We start from the raw sequence: 17,675 nt of genomic DNA, 5'->3' as shown, positions 1-17,675 counted from the left end.
TTTTTAGAAAGGAGGGCGTGATGAACGCCATTATCGATTCGCAAGCTTCCAAGGATTACATCGTCGCCGACATGGCACTTGCCGGCTGGGGCCGCAAGGAACTGAACATCGCCGAGACCGAAATGCCGGGCCTCGTGCAGATCCGCGACGAATACAAGGCGCAGCAGCCGCTGAAGGGCGCGCGCATCGCGGGTTCGCTGCACATGACGATCCAGACCGGCGTGCTGATCGAGACGCTGAAGGCGCTCGGCGCCGATGTCCGCTGGGCGTCGTGCAACATCTTCTCGACGCAGGACCACGCCGCCGCCGCGATCGTCGAAGCCGGCACGCCGGTGTTCGCGTTCAAGGGCGAGTCGCTCGACGAATACTGGGAGTTCTCGCACCGCATCTTCGAATGGCCGAACGGCGAATTCGCGAACATGATCCTGGACGACGGCGGCGACGCAACGCTGCTGCTGATCCTCGGCTCGAAGGCCGAGAAGGACCGTTCGGTGATCGCGAAGCCGACCAACGAGGAAGAAGTCGCGCTGTACAAGTCGATCGCGACGCACCTCGACGCCGACCCGACCTGGTACTCGACGCGCCTCGCGCACATCAAGGGCGTGACCGAAGAAACCACGACCGGCGTGCACCGCCTGTACCAGATGGAAAAGGACGGCCGCCTGCCGTTCCCGGCGTTCAACGTGAACGATTCGGTCACGAAGTCGAAGTTCGACAACCTGTACGGCTGCCGCGAGTCGCTCGTCGACGGCATCAAGCGCGCGACCGACGTGATGATCGCGGGCAAGGTCGCGGTCGTCGCGGGCTACGGCGACGTGGGCAAGGGCTGCGCCCAATCGCTGCGCGGCCTGGGCGCGACCGTGTGGGTCACCGAAATCGATCCGATCTGCGCGCTGCAGGCGGCGATGGAAGGCTACCGCGTCGTGACGATGGAATACGCGGCCGACAAGGCCGACATCTTCGTGACGGCGACCGGCAACTACCACGTGATCAACCACGATCACATGAAGGCGATGCGCCACAACGCGATCGTCTGCAACATCGGTCACTTCGACTCGGAAATCGACGTCGCGTCGACCCGCCAGTACCAGTGGGAAAACATCAAGCCGCAGGTCGACCACATCATCTTCCCGGACGGCAAGCGCGTGATCCTGCTGGCTGAAGGCCGCCTCGTGAACCTCGGCTGCGCGACCGGCCACCCGTCGTTCGTGATGTCGAACTCGTTCGCGAACCAGACGCTCGCGCAGATCGAGCTGTTCGTGCGCGGCGGCGAGTACGAGAACAAGGTGTACGTGCTGCCGAAGCATCTCGATGAAAAGGTCGCGCGCCTGCACCTCGCGCGCATCGGCGCGAACCTGTCCGTGCTGTCGGACGAGCAGGCGTCGTACATCGGCGTGCAGAAGGACGGCCCGTTCAAGCCGAACCACTACCGCTACTGATGCGCCGAGGCCGCGGCCGTGCCGTGCGCGCCCCGCTGCGGGGCACGCGGCGCGGCGGCGGCACGGCGCCGGATCGCCGGCCCGCCGCGCTGCGCCCCCGGGCACGCGCGGCGGCCGGCGGCGGCCACTGACCGACCAGATCGACAACCGAACCGGAGCCCTCCATGAGTGTCATCCTCACCTGGGTCATCAACGCCCTCGCGCTGCTGATCATCACGTACCTCGTGCCGTCGATCCACATCAAGAGCTTCGGCACCGCGCTGATCATCGCGGTCGTGCTCGGCCTGATCAACACGGTGATCAGGCCGGTGCTGATCCTGCTGACGCTGCCCGTCACGATCGTCACGCTCGGGGTGTTCATCCTCGTCGTGAACGCGCTGTGCTTCTGGTTCGCGTCGTCGCTGCTGAAGGGCTTCGAGGTGTCGGGATTCTGGTCCGCGTTCTTCGGCTCGATCCTGTACAGCATCGTGTCGTGGCTGCTGTCCGCGCTGATCTTCGGGCAGCGCGACATCGGCTGACTTTATCGAATCATGAAACCGATCGAACTCTCGTTTGAATTCTTCCCGCCGAAAACGGCGGAAGGCGTCGAGAAGCTGCGCGCCACGCGTGCGCAGCTGCTGCCGCTGAAGCCGAAATTCGTCTCCTGTACGTTCGGCGCCGGCGGCTCGACCCAGCAGGGCACGCTCGATACCGTGCTCGACATGCAGAAGGACGGCCTCGAAGCCGCGCCTCACCTGTCGTGCATCGGTTCGTCGCGCGACAACCTGCGTGCGATCCTCGACCAGTACCGCTCGCACGGCATCCGGCACATCGTCGCGCTGCGCGGCGACCTGCCGTCGGGGATGGGCGAGGTGGGCGAGCTGCGCTACGCGTCCGAGCTCGTCAGCTTCATCCGCGCCGAGCATGGCGACTGGTTCCACATCGAAGTCGCCGGCTACCCGGAGTACCACCCGCAATCGCGCTCGCCGAAGGCCGATCTCGAGAACTTCGCGCGCAAGGTGAAGGCCGGCGCGAATTCCGCGATCACGCAGTACTTCTTCAACGCCGACGCGTATTTCCGCTTCGTCGACGATGTGCGCAAGCTGGGTGTGGACGTGCCGATCGTGCCGGGCATCATGCCGATCACGAACTTCTCGCAGCTGATGCGCTTCTCGGAGATGTGCGGCGCGGAAGTGCCGCGCTGGGTCGCGCGCCGGCTCGAGAGCTTCGGCGACGATCGCGACGCGATCCGTGCGTTCGGCGCGGACGTCGTCACGAGCCTGTGCCAGCGCCTGATCGATGCGGGCGTGCCGGGGCTGCACTTCTATACGCTGAACGCGGCGTCCGCGACGCGCACTATCTGCGAACGGCTCTCCATGTAAGCGTCATCACGCGGTTGCATGCGAAAAGCCCCGCCGGCAAAACCGGCGGGGCTTTTTTATCGCGGCGGCCGATGGCGCATGCGTCAGCGTTGCGCCTGCATCAGCGGCGGGCGCCGATCGAACCACGGCCGCGCCTGTTCGAGCTGGCGCGCGAGTTTCAGCAGCAATGCATCGTCGGCGTGGCGCGCGACGAACTGCACGCCGAGCGGCAGCCCGCGTGCGTTCCAGTAGAGCGGCACCGACATCGCCGGCTGGCCCGTCAGGTTGAACAGCTCGGTGCAGCCGGCCCACGCGAATGCCTTCTCCGAGGCCTTCGCGAGCATTTCCCGCAGCAGCGGCTTCACCGGCAGCGCGCCGAGCAGCTTCATCTGCGCGGCTTCGAACGGCGTCGGCTGCAGCTCGCCGATCTTGACCGGCGGCCCCGCGAGGGTCGCGCACAGAATCGCGTCGTAGCGCGACACGAGGCCCGCGACCTGCACGGTCAGCTGGCGCTGCCATTCGAGCACGTCCGGCAGGCGCGCGCGGGCGACGCGCCGGCCGACCACGGCCATCGCCCACGTCGCCGGTTCGAACTCGGCGCGTTTCGGCGCGCGCCCGGTCAGCGCGCGCGCGCCGAGCACCATCTCCTCGGCGATCGTCGCCCACAGCGTGAGAAAGGTTTCGGCCGCGCGCGCATAGTCGATGTGCAGCGTCGCCGGTTCGACGTGGTGGCCGAGCGATTCGACGAGCGCGGCCGCGTCGTCGAGCGCCGCGCGCGTGTCGTCCGCGAGCGCCGGCGCGAGCATCGGGTCGACGACGAGGCCGATGCGCAGCGGGCCGGGCGGCGTGTCCAGCTCGCCCAGAAAGGTGCCCGGTGCGCCGGGCGGCAGCGTCTGGCCGGTCGTCACGTCGAGCAGCAGCGCGCTGTCGCGCACGCTGCGCGAAACCGCGTGCTGGACGACCAGCTCGCCGTTCGACGGCAGGTCGACCAGCACGGGGTTGCGGCTCGGCTTGAAGCCGAACAGCCCGCAGCACGACGCCGGGATCCGGATCGAGCCGCCGCCGTCCGACGCATGCGCAAGCGGCACGATGCCGGCCGCGACGGCCGCGGCCGCGCCGCCGCTCGAGCCGCCGGGCGTGTGATCGAGGTTCCACGGATTGCGGCACGCGCCGAACAGTTCGGGCTCGGTGTACGGCATCTGGCCGATTTCCGACGTGTTGGTCTTGCCGAACACGTTGAGCCCCGCCGCGCGGCTGCGCGCGATCAGCGGCGAATCGTCGGCGGGCACGAAGTAACGGTAGTGGCGGCTGCCCATCGACAGCGGCAGCCCGGCGACCGCCGCGCCGAGATCCTTGACCAGATACGGGACGCCGGCGAACGGCGCGTCGGTGCCGGTGTCGACGGCCGACGCCGCGCGCTTGCGTGCGGCGTCGTAGTCCTGCAGCACGATCGCGTTGACCGCGCCGTTCACCGCTTCGGCCTGGCCGATCGCGGCGTCGAGCAGTTCGCGCGGGCTCGTCTTGCGCTCGCGCACGAGTGCGGCGAGGCCGATCGCGTCATGCGCGAGATAGTCCGAGTGCATCGCTGTCACCCCCGTTGTGACCTGTGGCGATGAAAGGAGGATAACGCGGGCCCGGCGCACCGGGCCCGCCACCGGCTGCCTTTACAGGTGCTCGGCGAGGAACGTCAGCGTGCGGCCGTGCGCGAGGGCCGACGCGCGCTGGTTGTAAGACGCGCGGTCCGTGCAGTTGAAGCCGTGCTCCGCGCCCGGGTACAGGTGGAACGACGCGTTGTGGCGGCCCGCGAACGCGGCCTTCACCTGCTCGACGGCGTCGAGCGGGATGCCGTGGTCGTTCTCCGCGTAGTGGAACAGAATCGGCTGCGTGACCTTGCCGGCGAGGTCGAGCGCATTCTGGATGCCGCCGCCGTAATAGGCGACCGCCGCATCGACGTTGCCGGCCGCGGCCGCGCGGTACGCGAGCTGGCCGCCGAAGCAGTAGCCGATCGCGGCGATCTTGCCGGCGACTTCCGGGCGGGCGCGCAGCGCGTCGGCCGCCGCGCCGATGTCCGCGACCGCGAGGCCGACGTCGGTCTTCTTCATCAGTTCGATGCCTTTGTCGCGATCGGCGCCTTCGTAGGTCAGCTCGACGCGCGGCTGCGTGCGCCAGAACACGTCCGGTGCGAGCGCGACGAAGCCGTCGGCCGCGTACTGATCGGCGACTGCGCGGATGTGCGAGTTCACGCCGAAGATCTCCTGGATGATGATGACGGCAGGGCCCTTGCCGCGCTTGGGCAGCGCGAGATAGCCGCCGAAGCTGTCGTTACCGGTCGGGATGTCGATCCATTGGGCAGTCACGTTTGAACTCCTGGCGAACGGGCGCGCGACACGCGCACCGCGGGTGAAAAGGGGCGGCCTAGTGTGCCACCAATCCTGTGACACTGCAGTGCGCGCAAGCGGCGCGCCTGCCGGGTGTGCGCTTGTCGAGCCCGCGTCCCGCACCTGCTTCTCGCGCAGCGATCGTTTCGATCTCGATTATTCATTTTTCGGCGGTGCACCGCTTCGATAGAGTCGACGTGTCGGCCTTTACAAAGCGCTTTCGCACATCGTCATCGAAGGATCTGCCATGTCCGCCCGTGCATTTTCCACCCCGTTTTCCGAACGCTTCGGCCTGCGCCTGCCGCTCGTGCAGGCGCCGATGGTCGGCGCGACCACGGCCGGGATGGTTGCGGCCGCGTCCAATGCCGGCGCGCTCGGCAGCCTCGGCGCAGGCGCGTTCGAGCCGGACCGTCTCGCGACCGAAGTCGCCGCGATTCGTGCAGCGACCGCGCGGCCGTTCGCCGTGAACCTGTTCGTGTTGCCCGAGACCGCGCCCGACGCGGCGACCGTCGCGCGCGCGCTCGCCGCGATCGATCCGCTGAACGCGACGCTCGGGCTGCCGCCCGGCACCGCGCCCGCGCGCTACGCGCCCGACTTCCGCGCGCAGCTCGATGCGCTCGTCGCGCTGCGCGTGCCGGTCGCGAGCTTCACGTTCGGCGTGCTCGACGCGGCCGACGTCGCGCGGTTGAAGGCGGCCGGCACCTACGTGATCGGCACCGCCACACACGTCGCCGAAGGGCGCGCGTGGCAGGCGGCCGGCGCCGACGCGCTGTCCGCGCAGGGCGCCGAAGCAGGCGGCCATCGCGGCACCTTCATCGGCTCGGCCGACGATGCGCTGATCGGCACGCTCGCGCTGGTGCCGCAGCTCGTCGATGCAACCGGCCTGCCGGTGCTCGCCGCGGGCGGCATCATGGACGGCCGCGGGATCGCCGCCGCGCTCGCGCTCGGCGCGCAGGGCGCGCAACTCGGCACCGCATTCCTCGCCTGTGCGGAAAGCGCGATCGCGGCGGACTGGAAGGCGCGGCTGCTCGCGAGCGCCGACACGTCGACGCAGGTCACGCGCGCGATCACCGGGCGCCATGCGCGCGGACTGCGCAACATGCTGATGGCGCGGCTCGGCGAACGCGTGGCCGATGCCGCGCCGTATCCGGTGCAGAACGCGCTGACGCAGCCGCTGCGCCAGGCCGCCGCGCGCGCGAACGACGGCGACTATCTGTCGCTGTGGGCCGGGCAGGGCGCGCCGCTCGCGCGGCGGCGCGACGCCGGGCTGACGACGTCGCAACTCGTCGACGCGCTCGACGCCGAATGGCGCGCGATAACCGCATGAACGGCTCGACAGCCGCATGATGGATTCATGCCGGCGCGCGTCTCGCGCCAGAAACGCGCGTGTTGTCACGCGCGTTTCATTCAACGATGCCGCGCACAAAATACCGAATCGAAATGACGCGGGAATGCTTTAAATCAACCTTTCGGCGAGGTTGTCCGGAATTAGCGGAAACCCTTATCTGGCGGGGCTTGCAGCGATATTCGAGTAGTCATTCCAAAGCGGCCATATCGGTAGTGTTACCACTACCCCAAAAAAGTCCCACAAATTAATTTGATCACCTACACTTGCGCGCAAGTACGGGCGGGCGGCTGCTAAAAGCGGCTGTTTCCACGTGCTTGAGGCCAAGTGCATGAACGATGCAACCGGCGAATCGTCCAGTGATTGCAAACACAGGGATGGCAGCGGGGCACCGGGCGATGGCGTTTATTGGGACCGAAACTGGAGACTTACATGAATATCAAGATGCAAAAGCTGTTGCCGATCACCGCAGCTGCGATGCTGTGTGCTGCAGCTGCGGGCAACGCAGCCGCCGATCAAGTCGTCAAGATCGGCCACGTCGCGCCGTTGACGGGCGGCATTGCACACCTGGGCAAGGACAACGAAAACGGTGCACGTCTCGCAGTCGAGGAGATCAACGCCAAGGGTCTCACGATCGGCGGCCAGAAAATCACGCTGCAACTCGATGCGCAGGATGACGCGGCCGACCCGCGCCAGGCCACGCAGGTTGCGCAGAAGCTCGTCGACGACAAGGTCGTCGCGGTGGTCGGCCACCTGAACTCGGGCACGTCGATCCCGGCCTCGAAGATCTACAGCGATGCGGGCATCGTGCAGATCTCGCCGTCGGCGACCAACCCGGCTTACACGCAGCAAGGCTTCAAGACCACGTATCGCGTGGTGGCGACCGATGCGCAGCAGGGCCCGGCACTCGCGAACTACGCGCACTCGAAGGGCATCAAGAGCGTTGCGGTGGTCGACGATTCGACTGCCTACGGCCAGGGTCTCGCGAACGAGTTCGAGAAGAAGGCGAAGGCGCTCGGCCTGAAGGTGATGTCGCACGACGCGACCAACGACAAGGCGGTCGACTTCCGCGCGATTCTGACCAAGATCAAGGGCGAGAATCCCGACGCGATCATGTACGGCGGCATGGACGCCACCGGCGGCCCGTTCGCGAAGCAGGCGAAGCAGCTCGGCCTGCGCGCGAAGATCTTCGCGGGCGACGGCGTGTGCACGGAGAAGCTGGCCGACCTGGCCGGCGACGCGACCGACAACGTCGTGTGCTCGGAAGCGGGTGCTTCGCTCGAGAAGATGCCGGGCGGTGCCGCGTTCAAGGCGAAGTACGAGAAGCGCTTCGGCCAGCCGATCCAGATCTACGCACCGTTCACGTATGACGCCGTGTACATCATCGTCGACGCGATGAAGCGCTCGAACTCGACGGATCCGGCGAAGATCCTCGCGGCAATGCCGGCGACGAACTACACGGGCGTGATCGGCAAGACGACCTTTGATTCGAAGGGCGACCTGCAGCACGGCGTGATCTCGCTGTACAACTACAAGAGCGGCAAGAAGACGCTGCTCGACGAAGTGAAGATGTAAGCCGACAAGCGGCCGACAGAAGGGGTGAAAGCGCGCCTGCGGCAACGCGGGCGCGCTTTCTTTTTGGTGGCCCGCGGCAGGCGGGGGGCGCCGCGGGTCAGATCTTCAGGTGCGCAAGCACCTTCGGCGCGACGGCCGCGACGAGCGCCGCGCACAGCGCGACGACCGACAGGCCGACCGTCAGGTTCGCGGTTTGCGCGACCGCGCCGATCACGACCGGACCGAACAGCAGCCCGAAATACGCGAGCCCGGCCACGTGCGCGAGACCTTCGGCCGCATGGATGCCTTTCACGCGCGCGGCGGCGGCGAACAGCACGGGCATCATGTTCGCGAGGCCGAGGCCCATCAGCGTGAAGCCTGTCAGCACGGCGATCGGATTCGGCAACAGCAGCGCACCGACCATCCCGGCGCACGCGAGCGACGCGCTCGCAAACACGAGCTGCGGCGCGCCGAACCGCGCGCGCACGGCGTCGCCCGCGAAACGCGCGATCGCCATCCCGCCGGAGAATGCCGCATACGCGGCGCTCGCGAGCGCGGGGCTCGCCGCGACGACGTCGCGCATGTAGACCGTCGCCCAGTCGTACATCGCGCCTTCGGCGATCAGCGCGATCAGCGCGATGCCGCCGAGCATCCACAGCGCGGGCGAGCGCCAGCGGTTGCCGCCGCCGTGCGCGTGTTCGTGATGCGGGACGTGCGGCAGCACGGCCGGGCTCGCGGCCAGCAGCACCGCCGCGTTGATGGCGGCTGCGAGCGCGAGATGCACGGCCGGTGCCATGCCGGCGGACAGCAGCGCGCCGCCGATCGCCGCCCCCGACATCCCGCCGATGCTGAACATCCCGTGCAGCGACGACATGATCGGCTTGCCGAGCGCGATCTCGACCGCGCTCGCCTCGGCGTTCATCGCGACGTCGAGCGTGGCCATCGAGAAGCCGAACAGCGCGAGCACGACGAGCAGCATCCAGTAGTCGGGCACGACGAGGATCAGCGCCGCGCACGCGGACATCACGAGCCCGCCCGCGAGGCATGCGGTGCGCGAGCCGACGCGCGCGATCCAGCGCGCGATCGTCAGCATCGCGGCGATCGAGCCGCCCGCGACCGCGAACAGCGCGATCGACAGCAGCCCGGGGCTCAACGCGAACTTGTCGCGCACGGTCGGCACATGCACGCCCCACGACGCGTACATCATGCCGGCGACGAAGAACAGCGCCATCGTGGCCGTGCGTGCGCGCTGGCGAACCGGCAAAGCCAGCACGCGGTGCGCGTCGGGCGGTGCGGTGAAGTTGGACGAGGATCGGGAGGAGGATTCGGACACGGAACGCTCTTGAATGGACGATGCGCGGGCGCGTCGCGCCCGTCGGATTCGTCCGATTCTATCGAACCGCTTACGGACTTGCCGGCGCGCTGGCCGTCCGGCCGATCGCGATCGCCGCGACGCCGTTCGCGCGGGTCGCGTCCGCCATCCGGCCGATGCCCGGCGGGACGCCGCCACAGGTAACATCGAAGCGCAGGCGGCGTGCCCGAAGCTTGCCCGTGCCGGGCGCCTTCGCCATCCTTGCCGCCGCCCAGGCCTTCCGACCGCAGGAGTCACCGTGAACATCGATCCCGCCCTTGCCCTGCACCTGCTGCATCGCTGCGCGCTCGGCACGCTCGCGACCCACGCGCGCGAGCCGCAAGGTTTTCCTTATCCGACGGTCGTGCCGTTTGCACCCGATGCGAATCATCGGCCCGTGATTCTCGTGAGCGGCCTCGCCGAACACACGCGCAACCTCGCGGCCGATCCGCGCGCGGGCTTCCTCGTCGTCGACGCGCCCGACGGCGACGTGCTGAACGCCGAGCGCGCGACGCTGCTCGGCCGCTTCGTGCCGCTCGGCGACGATCCGCACGTCGTCGCGCGCTACACGCGCTACGAACCCGACGCGGCGCGCTATCTCGCGCTCGGCGATTTCACTTTCTGGGCGCTCGACATCGAGCGGCTGCGCTATATCGGCGGGTTCGGCCGAATGGGCTGGGTGGAGGGCGCCGGGCTCGATACGCTGCCGCCGCTCGGGTTCGACGACGAACGGGCGTTGTGGGACGCGTACGACTCGAGCGACGCGCGCCGCGACGGGCTCGACCTGCTCGGTGTCGACCGCCACGGCGCCGACTGGCGCTGCGACGGCCGCCGCGTGCGCACGCCGTTCGACCCGCTGCCGGGCGACGCCGGCGCGTTGCGCGAGCGATTGATGGCCTGCGCGCGCGATGTGACGTGACGCCGCGGATGCCGTTTTGTCCGTTTAGCGAATCGCGCCATACGATTTATGCCAACTTGTCACCTGATGAAAGCTTTGATTTTTCCGCATGCAGGGTAATTGCGTAGACTGATAGGCCTATTACCGGATCGGTAATGTCCTAATCTCTATGCAAGCGCATGAAAATTTGAGATAAGGCCGTGGCCGGTCGGAATGACATGCGTGAATTACAATTGGTCTCAGGATTTTCATGAATCGCGCTTCTATCAAATCTTTTTTGTGCTAATCTCTGCCTTCGAAAATCCGAGGCACCAATACTCAATGAATGGTGAGCCGGCTGCAGACCGGTGCCATTGGTCATATAGAAAGGGAAACTATGTCTTCTTACAAGGACCTGCTGGCTCAGCGGGAGAAGCTGGAGAAGCAAATCGAAGAAGCGAAGTCGCGCGAATACGCCGAAGTGCTGAATGACGTGAAGCAGAAAATTGCCGACTACGGCTTTTCGCTCGCCGACCTCGGCCTCAGCCGCGCGAAAGCCGGCAAGGTCGGTCGCCCGCGCGCAGGCGTGGCAGCCAAGTACCGCGATCCGGAAACGGGCGCGACGTGGTCGGGCCGCGGCAAGCCGCCGCGCTGGATCGCCGGCAAGAACCGCGAACAGTTCGCGATTTAAACGATTGTTTAAGTCGTCGCTTCAAAAAGAGCCGCGTATCCGTCGAGGAGCGCGGCTTTTTCGTATTCCGGCGTCGATGCCTATGCGCGTTGTCATGAAAATGTCAGAAACGGCGCGTGAATGAAAATGCGACCCGTTCGCATAAGCGATTGATTTAAATGGAAAATTTGAGGTTATCGGAATGCCTCGCGGGGTTCGTTTGATAGAATTCCGTATCCCAACCGATATCTCGTATTTCATGTCCACGTTTTCTGGCGACGCGCAAAGCGCGGATAAGCATGCGGTCGCACGCAAGAGCACCTTCGTCAGTATCGTGCTGAATGTCGTGCTCGCGACGTTTCAGATCGTCGTGGGTGTGGTCGCGCATTCGCAGGCATTGATTGCCGACGGCATCCATTCGATTTCCGATTTGATCTCGGATTTTGTCGTACTGGTTGCGAATCGGCATAGTGGTGCATCGCCGGATGCCGATCACAATTACGGACACAGCCGTTACGAGACCGTCGCGTCGCTGTTCCTCGGCGCGATCCTGATCGCGGTCGGCATCGGCATGCTCTGGCGCGCCGGCAACCGTCTCGTGAACCTCGAGAACATCCCGGCCGTCCATTTTTCCGCGCTGATCGTCGCGCTGACCGTGCTCGTGTCGAAAGAGGCGCTGTTCCGCTACATGCTGCGCGAGGCGCGGCGCGTGCGCTCGGCGATGCTCGTCGCGAACGCATGGCATGCGCGCTCGGACGCCGCGTCGTCGCTCGTCGTCGCGATCGGCATCGTCGGCAGCCTCGCCGGCGTGCGGCTGCTCGACCCGATCGCCGCCGCGATCGTCGGCTTCATGGTCGCCCGGATGGGCTGGACGTTCGGCTATGACGCCCTGCAGGACCTGTCGGATCGCGCACTCGACACCACCGCGTCGGCCGAGATCCGCGCGCTGCTCGCGGCGACGCCGGGCGTGCGCGACGTGCACGACCTGCGCACGCGCAAGATGGGCGATGCGGCGCTCGTCGACGCGCATATCCTCGTCGATCCGATGATCTCCGTGTCCGAAGGGCACTACATCGCGGAAACCGCGCGTGCGCGCGTGCTGAGCGATCCGCGCGTGCTCGACGCGCTGATCCATGTCGATCCGGAGAACGATGCGGCGCGCCGTCCGGCGCTCGCGCTGCCGCCGCGCGACGAGATCACGGCGCGGCTCGAGGCCGCGCTCGCGCAGCGCGGGCTGCATCCGGCCGCGATCAACCTGCACTACCTGAGCACGGGGCTCGAGATCGACGTGACGCTGGACGCCGGCGCAGGCGAGACCGACGCGGCGCTGGCCGGCCGGCTCGATGTCGACACGCTGAAGCGCCAGTTCGGTGCGCGCCGGATCGGCTTCACGCGCGGGCTGCCTGCGCAGGCGTGAGCGGCGCCGTCGAACGCGGGGCGTGCGTTACAGCGGCAGTTGCGTGTCGAACTTGATTTCGCGCAGCACGACGCTCGTGCGCACCTGCGACACGGCCGGGATCTTGAAGATCCGTTCGTGCAGGAACACGTCGTACGCCTTGATGTCGGGCGCGACGATCTTGAGGATGTAGTCGGCTTCCCCGGTCGTGCTGTAACACTCGGTGACTTCCGGGCAGGTCGCGATCTCGCGTTCGAACTGCTCGACGCCGCCTTCGTTGTGGCGGGTCAGGTGCACGTGCGCGAGCGCGCACACGTGCAGGCCGAGCTTCTCGCGATCGAGCAGCGCGGTGTAGCGCTGGATCACGCCGGACTGTTCCATGTCCTTGATGCGGCGCCAGCACGGCGTGCTCGACAGGCCGACCTGGTCGGAGATTTCCTGCACGGAGCGGCGCGCGTCGAGCTGCAACAGGCGAAGGATTTTTTGCGAAAAGGAATCGAGCGTCACCTGCGCCTCCATGCGGCAGCTACAACACGCTGAATGTTAGAGGGCCGGGGAAGGAAAGGCAATCTGGCAGCGTGCCGGTGAGCGAGATTCGCTAATTTGCGCGCGGATCCGTTGGGTTTTGTCCCGCCCCTGCCTGTTCCGACCGGTCGGTGTCGGCCACCGCGAGGCCCGCGAGCGCTGCCTGCTGACGGCGCAGGTCGGCGAGCATGTTGCAGAACAGCGCGCCTTGCTCGATCGCGTCGTCGAGCGCGACGTGCGTGTGCGGATGGTCGTCGAACCAGTGCTTCGGAAAGCGCGGCTTGATCGCCTTGCGGTACGGCAGGCCCGTCATCGCGAACGCGAGCGTCTTGATGTCGAGCGCCGACCACGAGAACGGGCAGCGTCCGGCGAAGCGCATCATGTACCAGAACATGAACGTGAAATCGAAGCCGGCCGGCATCGCGACGAACACCGGCTTGCCGGGCAGCGCCTCGACCCACTCGACGTACGCGACGAGCGCGGCCTCGGGCGCCTGCAGGTCGCGCCGGCACGCGGCCCACGCCTGCGGTTCCGTCTTCCACCACGCTTCCTGCACCGGATGGGCCTGGGCGCCAGGCAGCGTCTCGAGGTTCGCCGAGAACGTCGCGATCAACTGCTTGTCTTCGGTATAGGCGGCCGACGCGAAGCTCAGCATCGAGTGCGGGCCGGGAATCGGGCCGTCGGCCTCGACGTCGGTGCTGACGTAGATTTCGGGGATGGCGGTCTGGTTCATCCGAACACCTTGTCGGACACGAACGGATTCGTGCGACGCTCGTCGCCGAACGTCGACACCGGGCCGTGGCCCGGCACGAACGTGACGTCGTCGCCGAGCGGCCACAGCTTCTCTTTGATCGAGCGCACGAGGTCCGCATGGTTGCCGCGCGGGAAATCGGTGCGGCCGATCGAGCCGGCGAACAGCACGTCGCCGACGATCGCGACGCGATGCGCGCGGCTGAAGAACACGACGTGGCCGGGCGTGTGGCCCGGGCAGTGATAGACCTCGAGCGTCTCGTCGCCGAACTGCACGGTGTCGCCGTCGTTCAGCCAGTGGTCCGGCTCGAAGGCTTCGGCGGCCGGGAAGCCGAAGCGCTGGCTCTGCATCGGCAGTTGCTCGATCCAGAAGCGCTCGTCTTCCTGCGGCCCCACGATCGGCACGCCGTAGTGCGTCGCAAGCGCCTTCGCCCCCGCGCAGTGATCGACGTGGCCGTGCGTAAGCAGCACCTTCTCGACCTGCACGTTCTGCCGCGCGATCTCCTGTTCGATCCGTTCGAGATCGCCGCCCGGATCGACGACGGCGGCACGGCCGGTCTTTTCGCAGACGAGCAGCGAGCAGTTCTGCTGGAACGGCGTGACCGGAATGAGCGTGACTTTCATGGAGGCACCGGCGGCTAAAAGGAGCGATTGTACCGGTCGCGCGGGCCGCTTGTCGGTCGAGCGACGCACGCCCCAGCGCACGGCTACGGGCATTCCCGGAGCATGTCGATTGTTACGGCCATAGTGAGAATCAATGGTCCGAAGGGGGTGCTTTTCGGGGCGACCTTTTGGTTTATGTATAATGCGCCCCATTGAGCGTGAGTTTCACGCAATTCGCTGGTGTTTCGGCCCCGTTAAAAAGGGACGTCGGAAGCACCGTCAAGCATCAGCCGCCGGGGAGTCCGGCGGTGTATCCAGCACCGAATATTCGGTGCTCACGTCTTGTCCGGCCGGGTGCTGCGCGCCCGCCAGCGGCCCTGCTGCCGCGCCGCCGGATGAGGCCTGTGCCGCCGTTCCTGTGAGTCGGTCGTTTCGACGCGCGCGAACGTGAAGCCATGTTCGATGGCGGCATGTGGGGTCTGGTCAGGCTGCCGGGGACAGGTTGCGCCAGACGTGAAAACTAATCAGGACGGTTGCGGCAGAGACGAAAGCCGCGCCCATGCTAGCCGCCTGCTCGCATCCGAGCGGGGCGTGCACGCATTTGCCGTCCGGGCCGCGTATCTGCGTTGTTGAGCAGCGTTGTAGCGTGCGGCCCGAACCAGAAGGCGACACGTCGATGAATTTTCGTTTTCCGACTCGATTCGGGACCATCGCATTATTTTTTGCGCTGACGGGCTGTGCGGTGCCACCCAGCCAGACCACCGGCAGCGCCAACCAGAAGAACGCGGTCAACAAGACGGCCGCGGCCGCCAAGGCGGACGACGACAAGCAACTGAATTTCGATTCCGCGCTGGCATCGATGCCGGCTGCCGACAGCAAGGACGCGAAGAAGTCGTCGCTGGCGGACGCCGAGCCGATCGACGGCAAGGACGTGTCCGACTTCCGCCAGACGGGTCGGGCGTCGTGGTATGGCCGGGATTTCCACGGCCGCCGCACCGCGAACGGTGAGCGCTTCAACATGAACGCGCTGACTGCCGCGCACCGCACGCTGCCGCTGTCCTCGTACATCAGGGTGACGAACGCATCGACCGGCAAGTGGGTCGTCGTGAAGGTCAACGATCGCGGGCCGTACAAGCGCGGCCGCGTGCTCGATCTGTCGTATGCGGCCGCCAAGATGATCGGCCTCGTACATGCCGGCACGGGCCGCGTGAAGATCGAAGGGCTGTCGCCGCAGGAAGCGCGCGAGGCCCGCGACGAAATGTTCGCGTCGCTGTCGTCGAAGTAACGCGGCGGCTCGTCCGCCCATGCAAAAGGGCTGCCTTCGGGCAGCCCTTTTGCATTTTCGCGGGCCGGGCGGCGGGTGCCGCCCGCGCTCGCCCGTCAGCCGTCCTTCAGCACGAGCGCGCGTGCATACAGCGCGTTGCGCGATGCGCCCGTCAACGCGGCCGCGAGCTTCGCCGCGCTCTTCACCGGCACTTCTTCCAGCAGCAGCTTGAGCAGCGCGTCGTGCGCGGTGTCGTCGGTTTCGCCGCCGTCGGCCGGCGCGCCTTCGACGACCAGCACGAACTCGCCGCGCTGCCGGTTCGCATCGCCGGCGAGCCAGCTCTGTCCTTCGGCCAGGGTGCCCTGGAACAGCTGCTCGTGTAGCTTGGTGAGCTCGCGCGCGATCAGCAGCCGGCGCGCGGGGCCGAACGCGTCGGCGAGTGCGGCGACGGTCTCGGCGATCCGGTGCGGCGCTTCGTAGAACACCAGCGCGTACGGGTGCTGCACGAGCGCCTGCAGCGCGCTCGCACGCTGCTTCGCCTTCGGCGGCAGGAAGCCCGCGAACGTGAACGCACCGGCCCAGTCGCCCGCCACGCTCAGCGCGGTCACGGCCGCGCTCGCGCCCGGCAGCGGAATCACCGCGAAGCCGGCCGCGCGCACGGTGTCGACGAGCCGCGCGCCCGGGTCCGAGATGCCGGGCGTGCCGGCGTCCGACACGTACGCGACGCGTTCGCCCGCGCGCAGCAGCTCGATCACGCGCAGCGCCGCTTCGCGTTCGTTGTGCTCGTGCACGGCGACGAGCGGTTTCGAGATGCCGTAGCGGGCCAGCAGCTGGCCCGTGTTGCGGGTGTCTTCGGCTGCGATGCGGTCGGCGAGGCCGAGCACGTGCAGCGCGCGCAGCGTGATGTCGGCGGTGTTGCCGATCGGCGTCGCGACCACGTAGAGCGCGGCGTCCGGGTAATGCTGCGTTTGCGCGAGTTCGAGGAGGGCAGTCATGGCAGGCAATGCGCGCAATCGCGGCGCAAGCGGAACAAGGACGGCATTGTGCCACGCGGAGCCGGTCGCGCCGGGCGACGGGTGCGGTTTGCCGCATGGTAGCGGCAACTTTTCCTGCCCGGCGCGATCCAGATCGGTGGGGGCGACATTCGAGCAGCGCGCGCGGCAGTTCCTGGAACGCCGCGGTCTCGCGTTCGTCGCGGCGAACGTGACGATGCGCGGCGGCGAGCTCGATCTCGTGATGCGCACACCCGACGGCACGCTCGTGTTCGTCGAGGTGCGCGCGCGGCGCAGCACGCGGCACGGCGGCGCTGCCGCGAGCGTCGGCTGGCGCAAGCGGCGGCGCCTGGTCGCGGCCGCGCTCCATTTCTGGGTGCGGCACGGTGCGGGTGCCGCGTGCCGTTTCGACGTCGTCGCGTTCGAGGCCGGCCGGCTCGAATGGCTGCGCGACGCATTTCGTGCCGATGATGCATAGCCGCGAGCTGTGACGAGATGTAAAGAGTTCTTGCCATACCCTCGGGGAGTGTGCCGGAGTGCGGTAAACTCGCCGCACCCATGACGTTGCGCGCGGCGTGCCACGCGCCCAGTTCACCAGGAATCGATGTCAGTCGAACGTATTCAGCAACATTTCCGCGACAGCGCCGCGCTTCACGCCGAAGCGGCCGACGCGCTGCCGCTGCCGATCGCAGCCGCGGTCGACGCGATGTTCGCCGCGCTGGCGAACGGCAACAAGATCGTCGCGTGCGGGGACGGCCCGTCGGCCGCCGCCGCGCACTACCTCGCCGTGTCGCTTGTCGGCGGCTTCGAGCGCGAGCGTCCGGGCCTGCCCGCGATCGCGCTGGCCACCGATGCGTCGCAGGGTGGCCTCACGGGGGCCGCCGCTGCGGACCAGCTGTTCGCGCAGCAGGTGCGCGTGCTCGGGCAGACCGGCGACATCCTGCTGGTGCTCGACGCGAGCGGCGCGTCGCCGCGCGTGCTGGCCGCGATCGACGAGGCGCACGAGCGCGAGATGACCGTCGTCGCGCTGACCGGCGGCGACGGCCACGCCGTCGAGGCCGCGCTGTCCGACACCGATATTCCGATCAGCGTGCCCGCCTCGCGCGCGGCACGCGTCCACGAAGTCCATCTGCTGACCATCCACTGCCTGTGCGACGGCATCGACGCGATGCTGCTGGGTGAGGATTGAAC

The 17,675-nt window shown here is 67.4% G+C and carries 19 protein-coding genes; 11 read left to right on the top strand and 8 right to left on the bottom strand.

What is annotated here, in order from left to right:
• The first annotated feature begins 20 nt into the window (after positions 1-20).
• The 3 genes from ahcY to metF all read left to right on the top strand — a co-directional run bounded on the left by ahcY (position 21) and on the right by metF (position 2,800).
• Complete coding sequence (gene ahcY, locus DIE15_RS24990) at positions 21-1,439, top strand: adenosylhomocysteinase (protein ID WP_057930026.1); 1,419 nt, start codon at positions 21-23, stop codon at positions 1,437-1,439.
• A 164-nt stretch (positions 1,440-1,603) separates the two neighbouring features.
• A complete protein-coding gene (locus tag DIE15_RS24985; RefSeq protein ID WP_006477367.1) occupies positions 1,604-1,957 on the top strand; it encodes a phage holin family protein in 354 nt (117 codons plus the stop codon).
• Between the two features lie 12 nt (positions 1,958-1,969).
• Entirely contained in the window at positions 1,970-2,800 is an 831-nt protein-coding gene (metF, locus tag DIE15_RS24980) for a methylenetetrahydrofolate reductase [NAD(P)H] (RefSeq protein WP_057930025.1), read from the top strand.
• Positions 2,801-2,883: 83 nt separating this feature from the next.
• Here metF and DIE15_RS24975 read toward each other — a convergent pair whose 3' ends face one another.
• Complete coding sequence (locus tag DIE15_RS24975; RefSeq protein ID WP_124834611.1) at positions 2,884-4,362, bottom strand: amidase; 1,479 nt, start codon at positions 4,360-4,362, stop codon at positions 2,884-2,886.
• Positions 4,363-4,443: 81 nt separating this feature from the next.
• The gene (locus DIE15_RS24970) at positions 4,444-5,136 is read right to left on the bottom strand and encodes a dienelactone hydrolase family protein (protein ID WP_057930023.1); all 693 of its coding nucleotides are present in this window, start codon (positions 5,134-5,136) and stop codon (positions 4,444-4,446) included.
• Between the two features lie 268 nt (positions 5,137-5,404).
• Here DIE15_RS24970 and DIE15_RS24965 point away from each other — a divergent pair, with 268 nt between their 5' ends.
• Together DIE15_RS24965 and DIE15_RS24960 are read left to right on the top strand one after the other, a co-directional pair.
• Positions 5,405-6,484, top strand: coding sequence for a nitronate monooxygenase family protein (locus DIE15_RS24965; protein WP_124834610.1), 1,080 nt, complete (start codon positions 5,405-5,407; stop codon positions 6,482-6,484).
• 450 nt (positions 6,485-6,934) lie between these two features.
• On the top strand, positions 6,935-8,077 hold the full coding sequence (locus DIE15_RS24960) for a branched-chain amino acid ABC transporter substrate-binding protein (protein ID WP_057930021.1): 1,143 nt from the start codon (positions 6,935-6,937) through the stop codon (positions 8,075-8,077).
• A gap of 97 nt (positions 8,078-8,174) precedes the next feature.
• Here the strand turns inward: DIE15_RS24960 and DIE15_RS24955 are convergent, their stop codons facing one another.
• Together DIE15_RS24955 and DIE15_RS37140 are read right to left on the bottom strand one after the other, a co-directional pair.
• Entirely contained in the window at positions 8,175-9,389 is a 1,215-nt protein-coding gene (locus DIE15_RS24955) for an MFS transporter (RefSeq protein WP_124834609.1), read from the bottom strand.
• Positions 9,390-9,459: 70 nt separating this feature from the next.
• The gene (locus DIE15_RS37140; protein WP_175826688.1) at positions 9,460-9,627 is read right to left on the bottom strand and encodes a hypothetical protein; all 168 of its coding nucleotides are present in this window, start codon (positions 9,625-9,627) and stop codon (positions 9,460-9,462) included.
• Positions 9,628-9,666: 39 nt separating this feature from the next.
• Here DIE15_RS37140 and DIE15_RS24950 point away from each other — a divergent pair, with 39 nt between their 5' ends.
• The 3 genes from DIE15_RS24950 (at position 9,667) to DIE15_RS24940 (ending at position 12,371) form a co-directional block, all read left to right on the top strand.
• Positions 9,667-10,326, top strand: coding sequence for a HugZ family protein (locus DIE15_RS24950; RefSeq protein WP_124834608.1), 660 nt, complete (start codon positions 9,667-9,669; stop codon positions 10,324-10,326).
• Positions 10,327-10,681: 355 nt separating this feature from the next.
• Positions 10,682-10,975 carry an H-NS family nucleoid-associated regulatory protein gene (locus tag DIE15_RS24945; RefSeq protein ID WP_039324408.1) on the top strand — a complete coding sequence of 98 codons (294 nt, stop codon included), beginning with the start codon at positions 10,682-10,684 and terminating at the stop codon, positions 10,973-10,975.
• Between the two features lie 238 nt (positions 10,976-11,213).
• The gene (locus DIE15_RS24940) at positions 11,214-12,371 is read left to right on the top strand and encodes a cation diffusion facilitator family transporter (protein WP_124834607.1); all 1,158 of its coding nucleotides are present in this window, start codon (positions 11,214-11,216) and stop codon (positions 12,369-12,371) included.
• Between the two features lie 27 nt (positions 12,372-12,398).
• Here the strand turns inward: DIE15_RS24940 and DIE15_RS24935 are convergent, their stop codons facing one another.
• From DIE15_RS24935 to DIE15_RS24925, 3 genes are all read right to left on the bottom strand, one after another.
• Positions 12,399-12,869, bottom strand: coding sequence for an Lrp/AsnC family transcriptional regulator (locus DIE15_RS24935; protein ID WP_006477376.1), 471 nt, complete (start codon positions 12,867-12,869; stop codon positions 12,399-12,401).
• 79 nt (positions 12,870-12,948) lie between these two features.
• The gene (locus tag DIE15_RS24930) at positions 12,949-13,608 is read right to left on the bottom strand and encodes a hypothetical protein (protein WP_057930016.1); all 660 of its coding nucleotides are present in this window, start codon (positions 13,606-13,608) and stop codon (positions 12,949-12,951) included.
• Positions 13,605-14,249: an MBL fold metallo-hydrolase gene (locus DIE15_RS24925; protein ID WP_057930015.1), complete on the bottom strand. Its 645-nt coding sequence runs from the start codon at positions 14,247-14,249 to the stop codon at positions 13,605-13,607. The genes DIE15_RS24930 and DIE15_RS24925 overlap by 4 nt, the downstream gene beginning before the upstream one ends.
• Positions 14,250-14,904: 655 nt before the next feature.
• On the opposite strand from DIE15_RS24925, the gene DIE15_RS24920 reads away from it, so the two are divergent.
• Complete coding sequence (locus DIE15_RS24920) at positions 14,905-15,513, top strand: septal ring lytic transglycosylase RlpA family protein (protein WP_124834606.1); 609 nt, start codon at positions 14,905-14,907, stop codon at positions 15,511-15,513.
• 95 nt (positions 15,514-15,608) lie between these two features.
• Here DIE15_RS24920 and rsmI read toward each other — a convergent pair whose 3' ends face one another.
• Complete coding sequence (rsmI, locus tag DIE15_RS24915) at positions 15,609-16,487, bottom strand: 16S rRNA (cytidine(1402)-2'-O)-methyltransferase (RefSeq protein ID WP_124834605.1); 879 nt, start codon at positions 16,485-16,487, stop codon at positions 15,609-15,611.
• Between the two features lie 46 nt (positions 16,488-16,533).
• On the opposite strand from rsmI, the gene DIE15_RS24910 reads away from it, so the two are divergent.
• Positions 16,534-16,962 (top strand): YraN family protein, encoded by a 429-nt coding sequence (locus tag DIE15_RS24910; RefSeq protein WP_173938523.1) that lies wholly within the window; start codon positions 16,534-16,536, stop codon positions 16,960-16,962.
• 126 nt (positions 16,963-17,088) lie between these two features.
• Complete coding sequence (locus tag DIE15_RS24905; RefSeq protein ID WP_057930012.1) at positions 17,089-17,673, top strand: SIS domain-containing protein; 585 nt, start codon at positions 17,089-17,091, stop codon at positions 17,671-17,673.
• Positions 17,674-17,675 lie beyond the last annotated feature (2 nt).

It is taken from the genome of Burkholderia sp. Bp9031, assembly GCF_003857965.1.
GTDB lineage: Bacteria > Pseudomonadota > Gammaproteobacteria > Burkholderiales > Burkholderiaceae > Burkholderia > Burkholderia ambifaria_A.
Note: the sequence above shows the minus strand (reverse complement) of the source record. Positions and strands in the feature narration are given on the sequence as shown.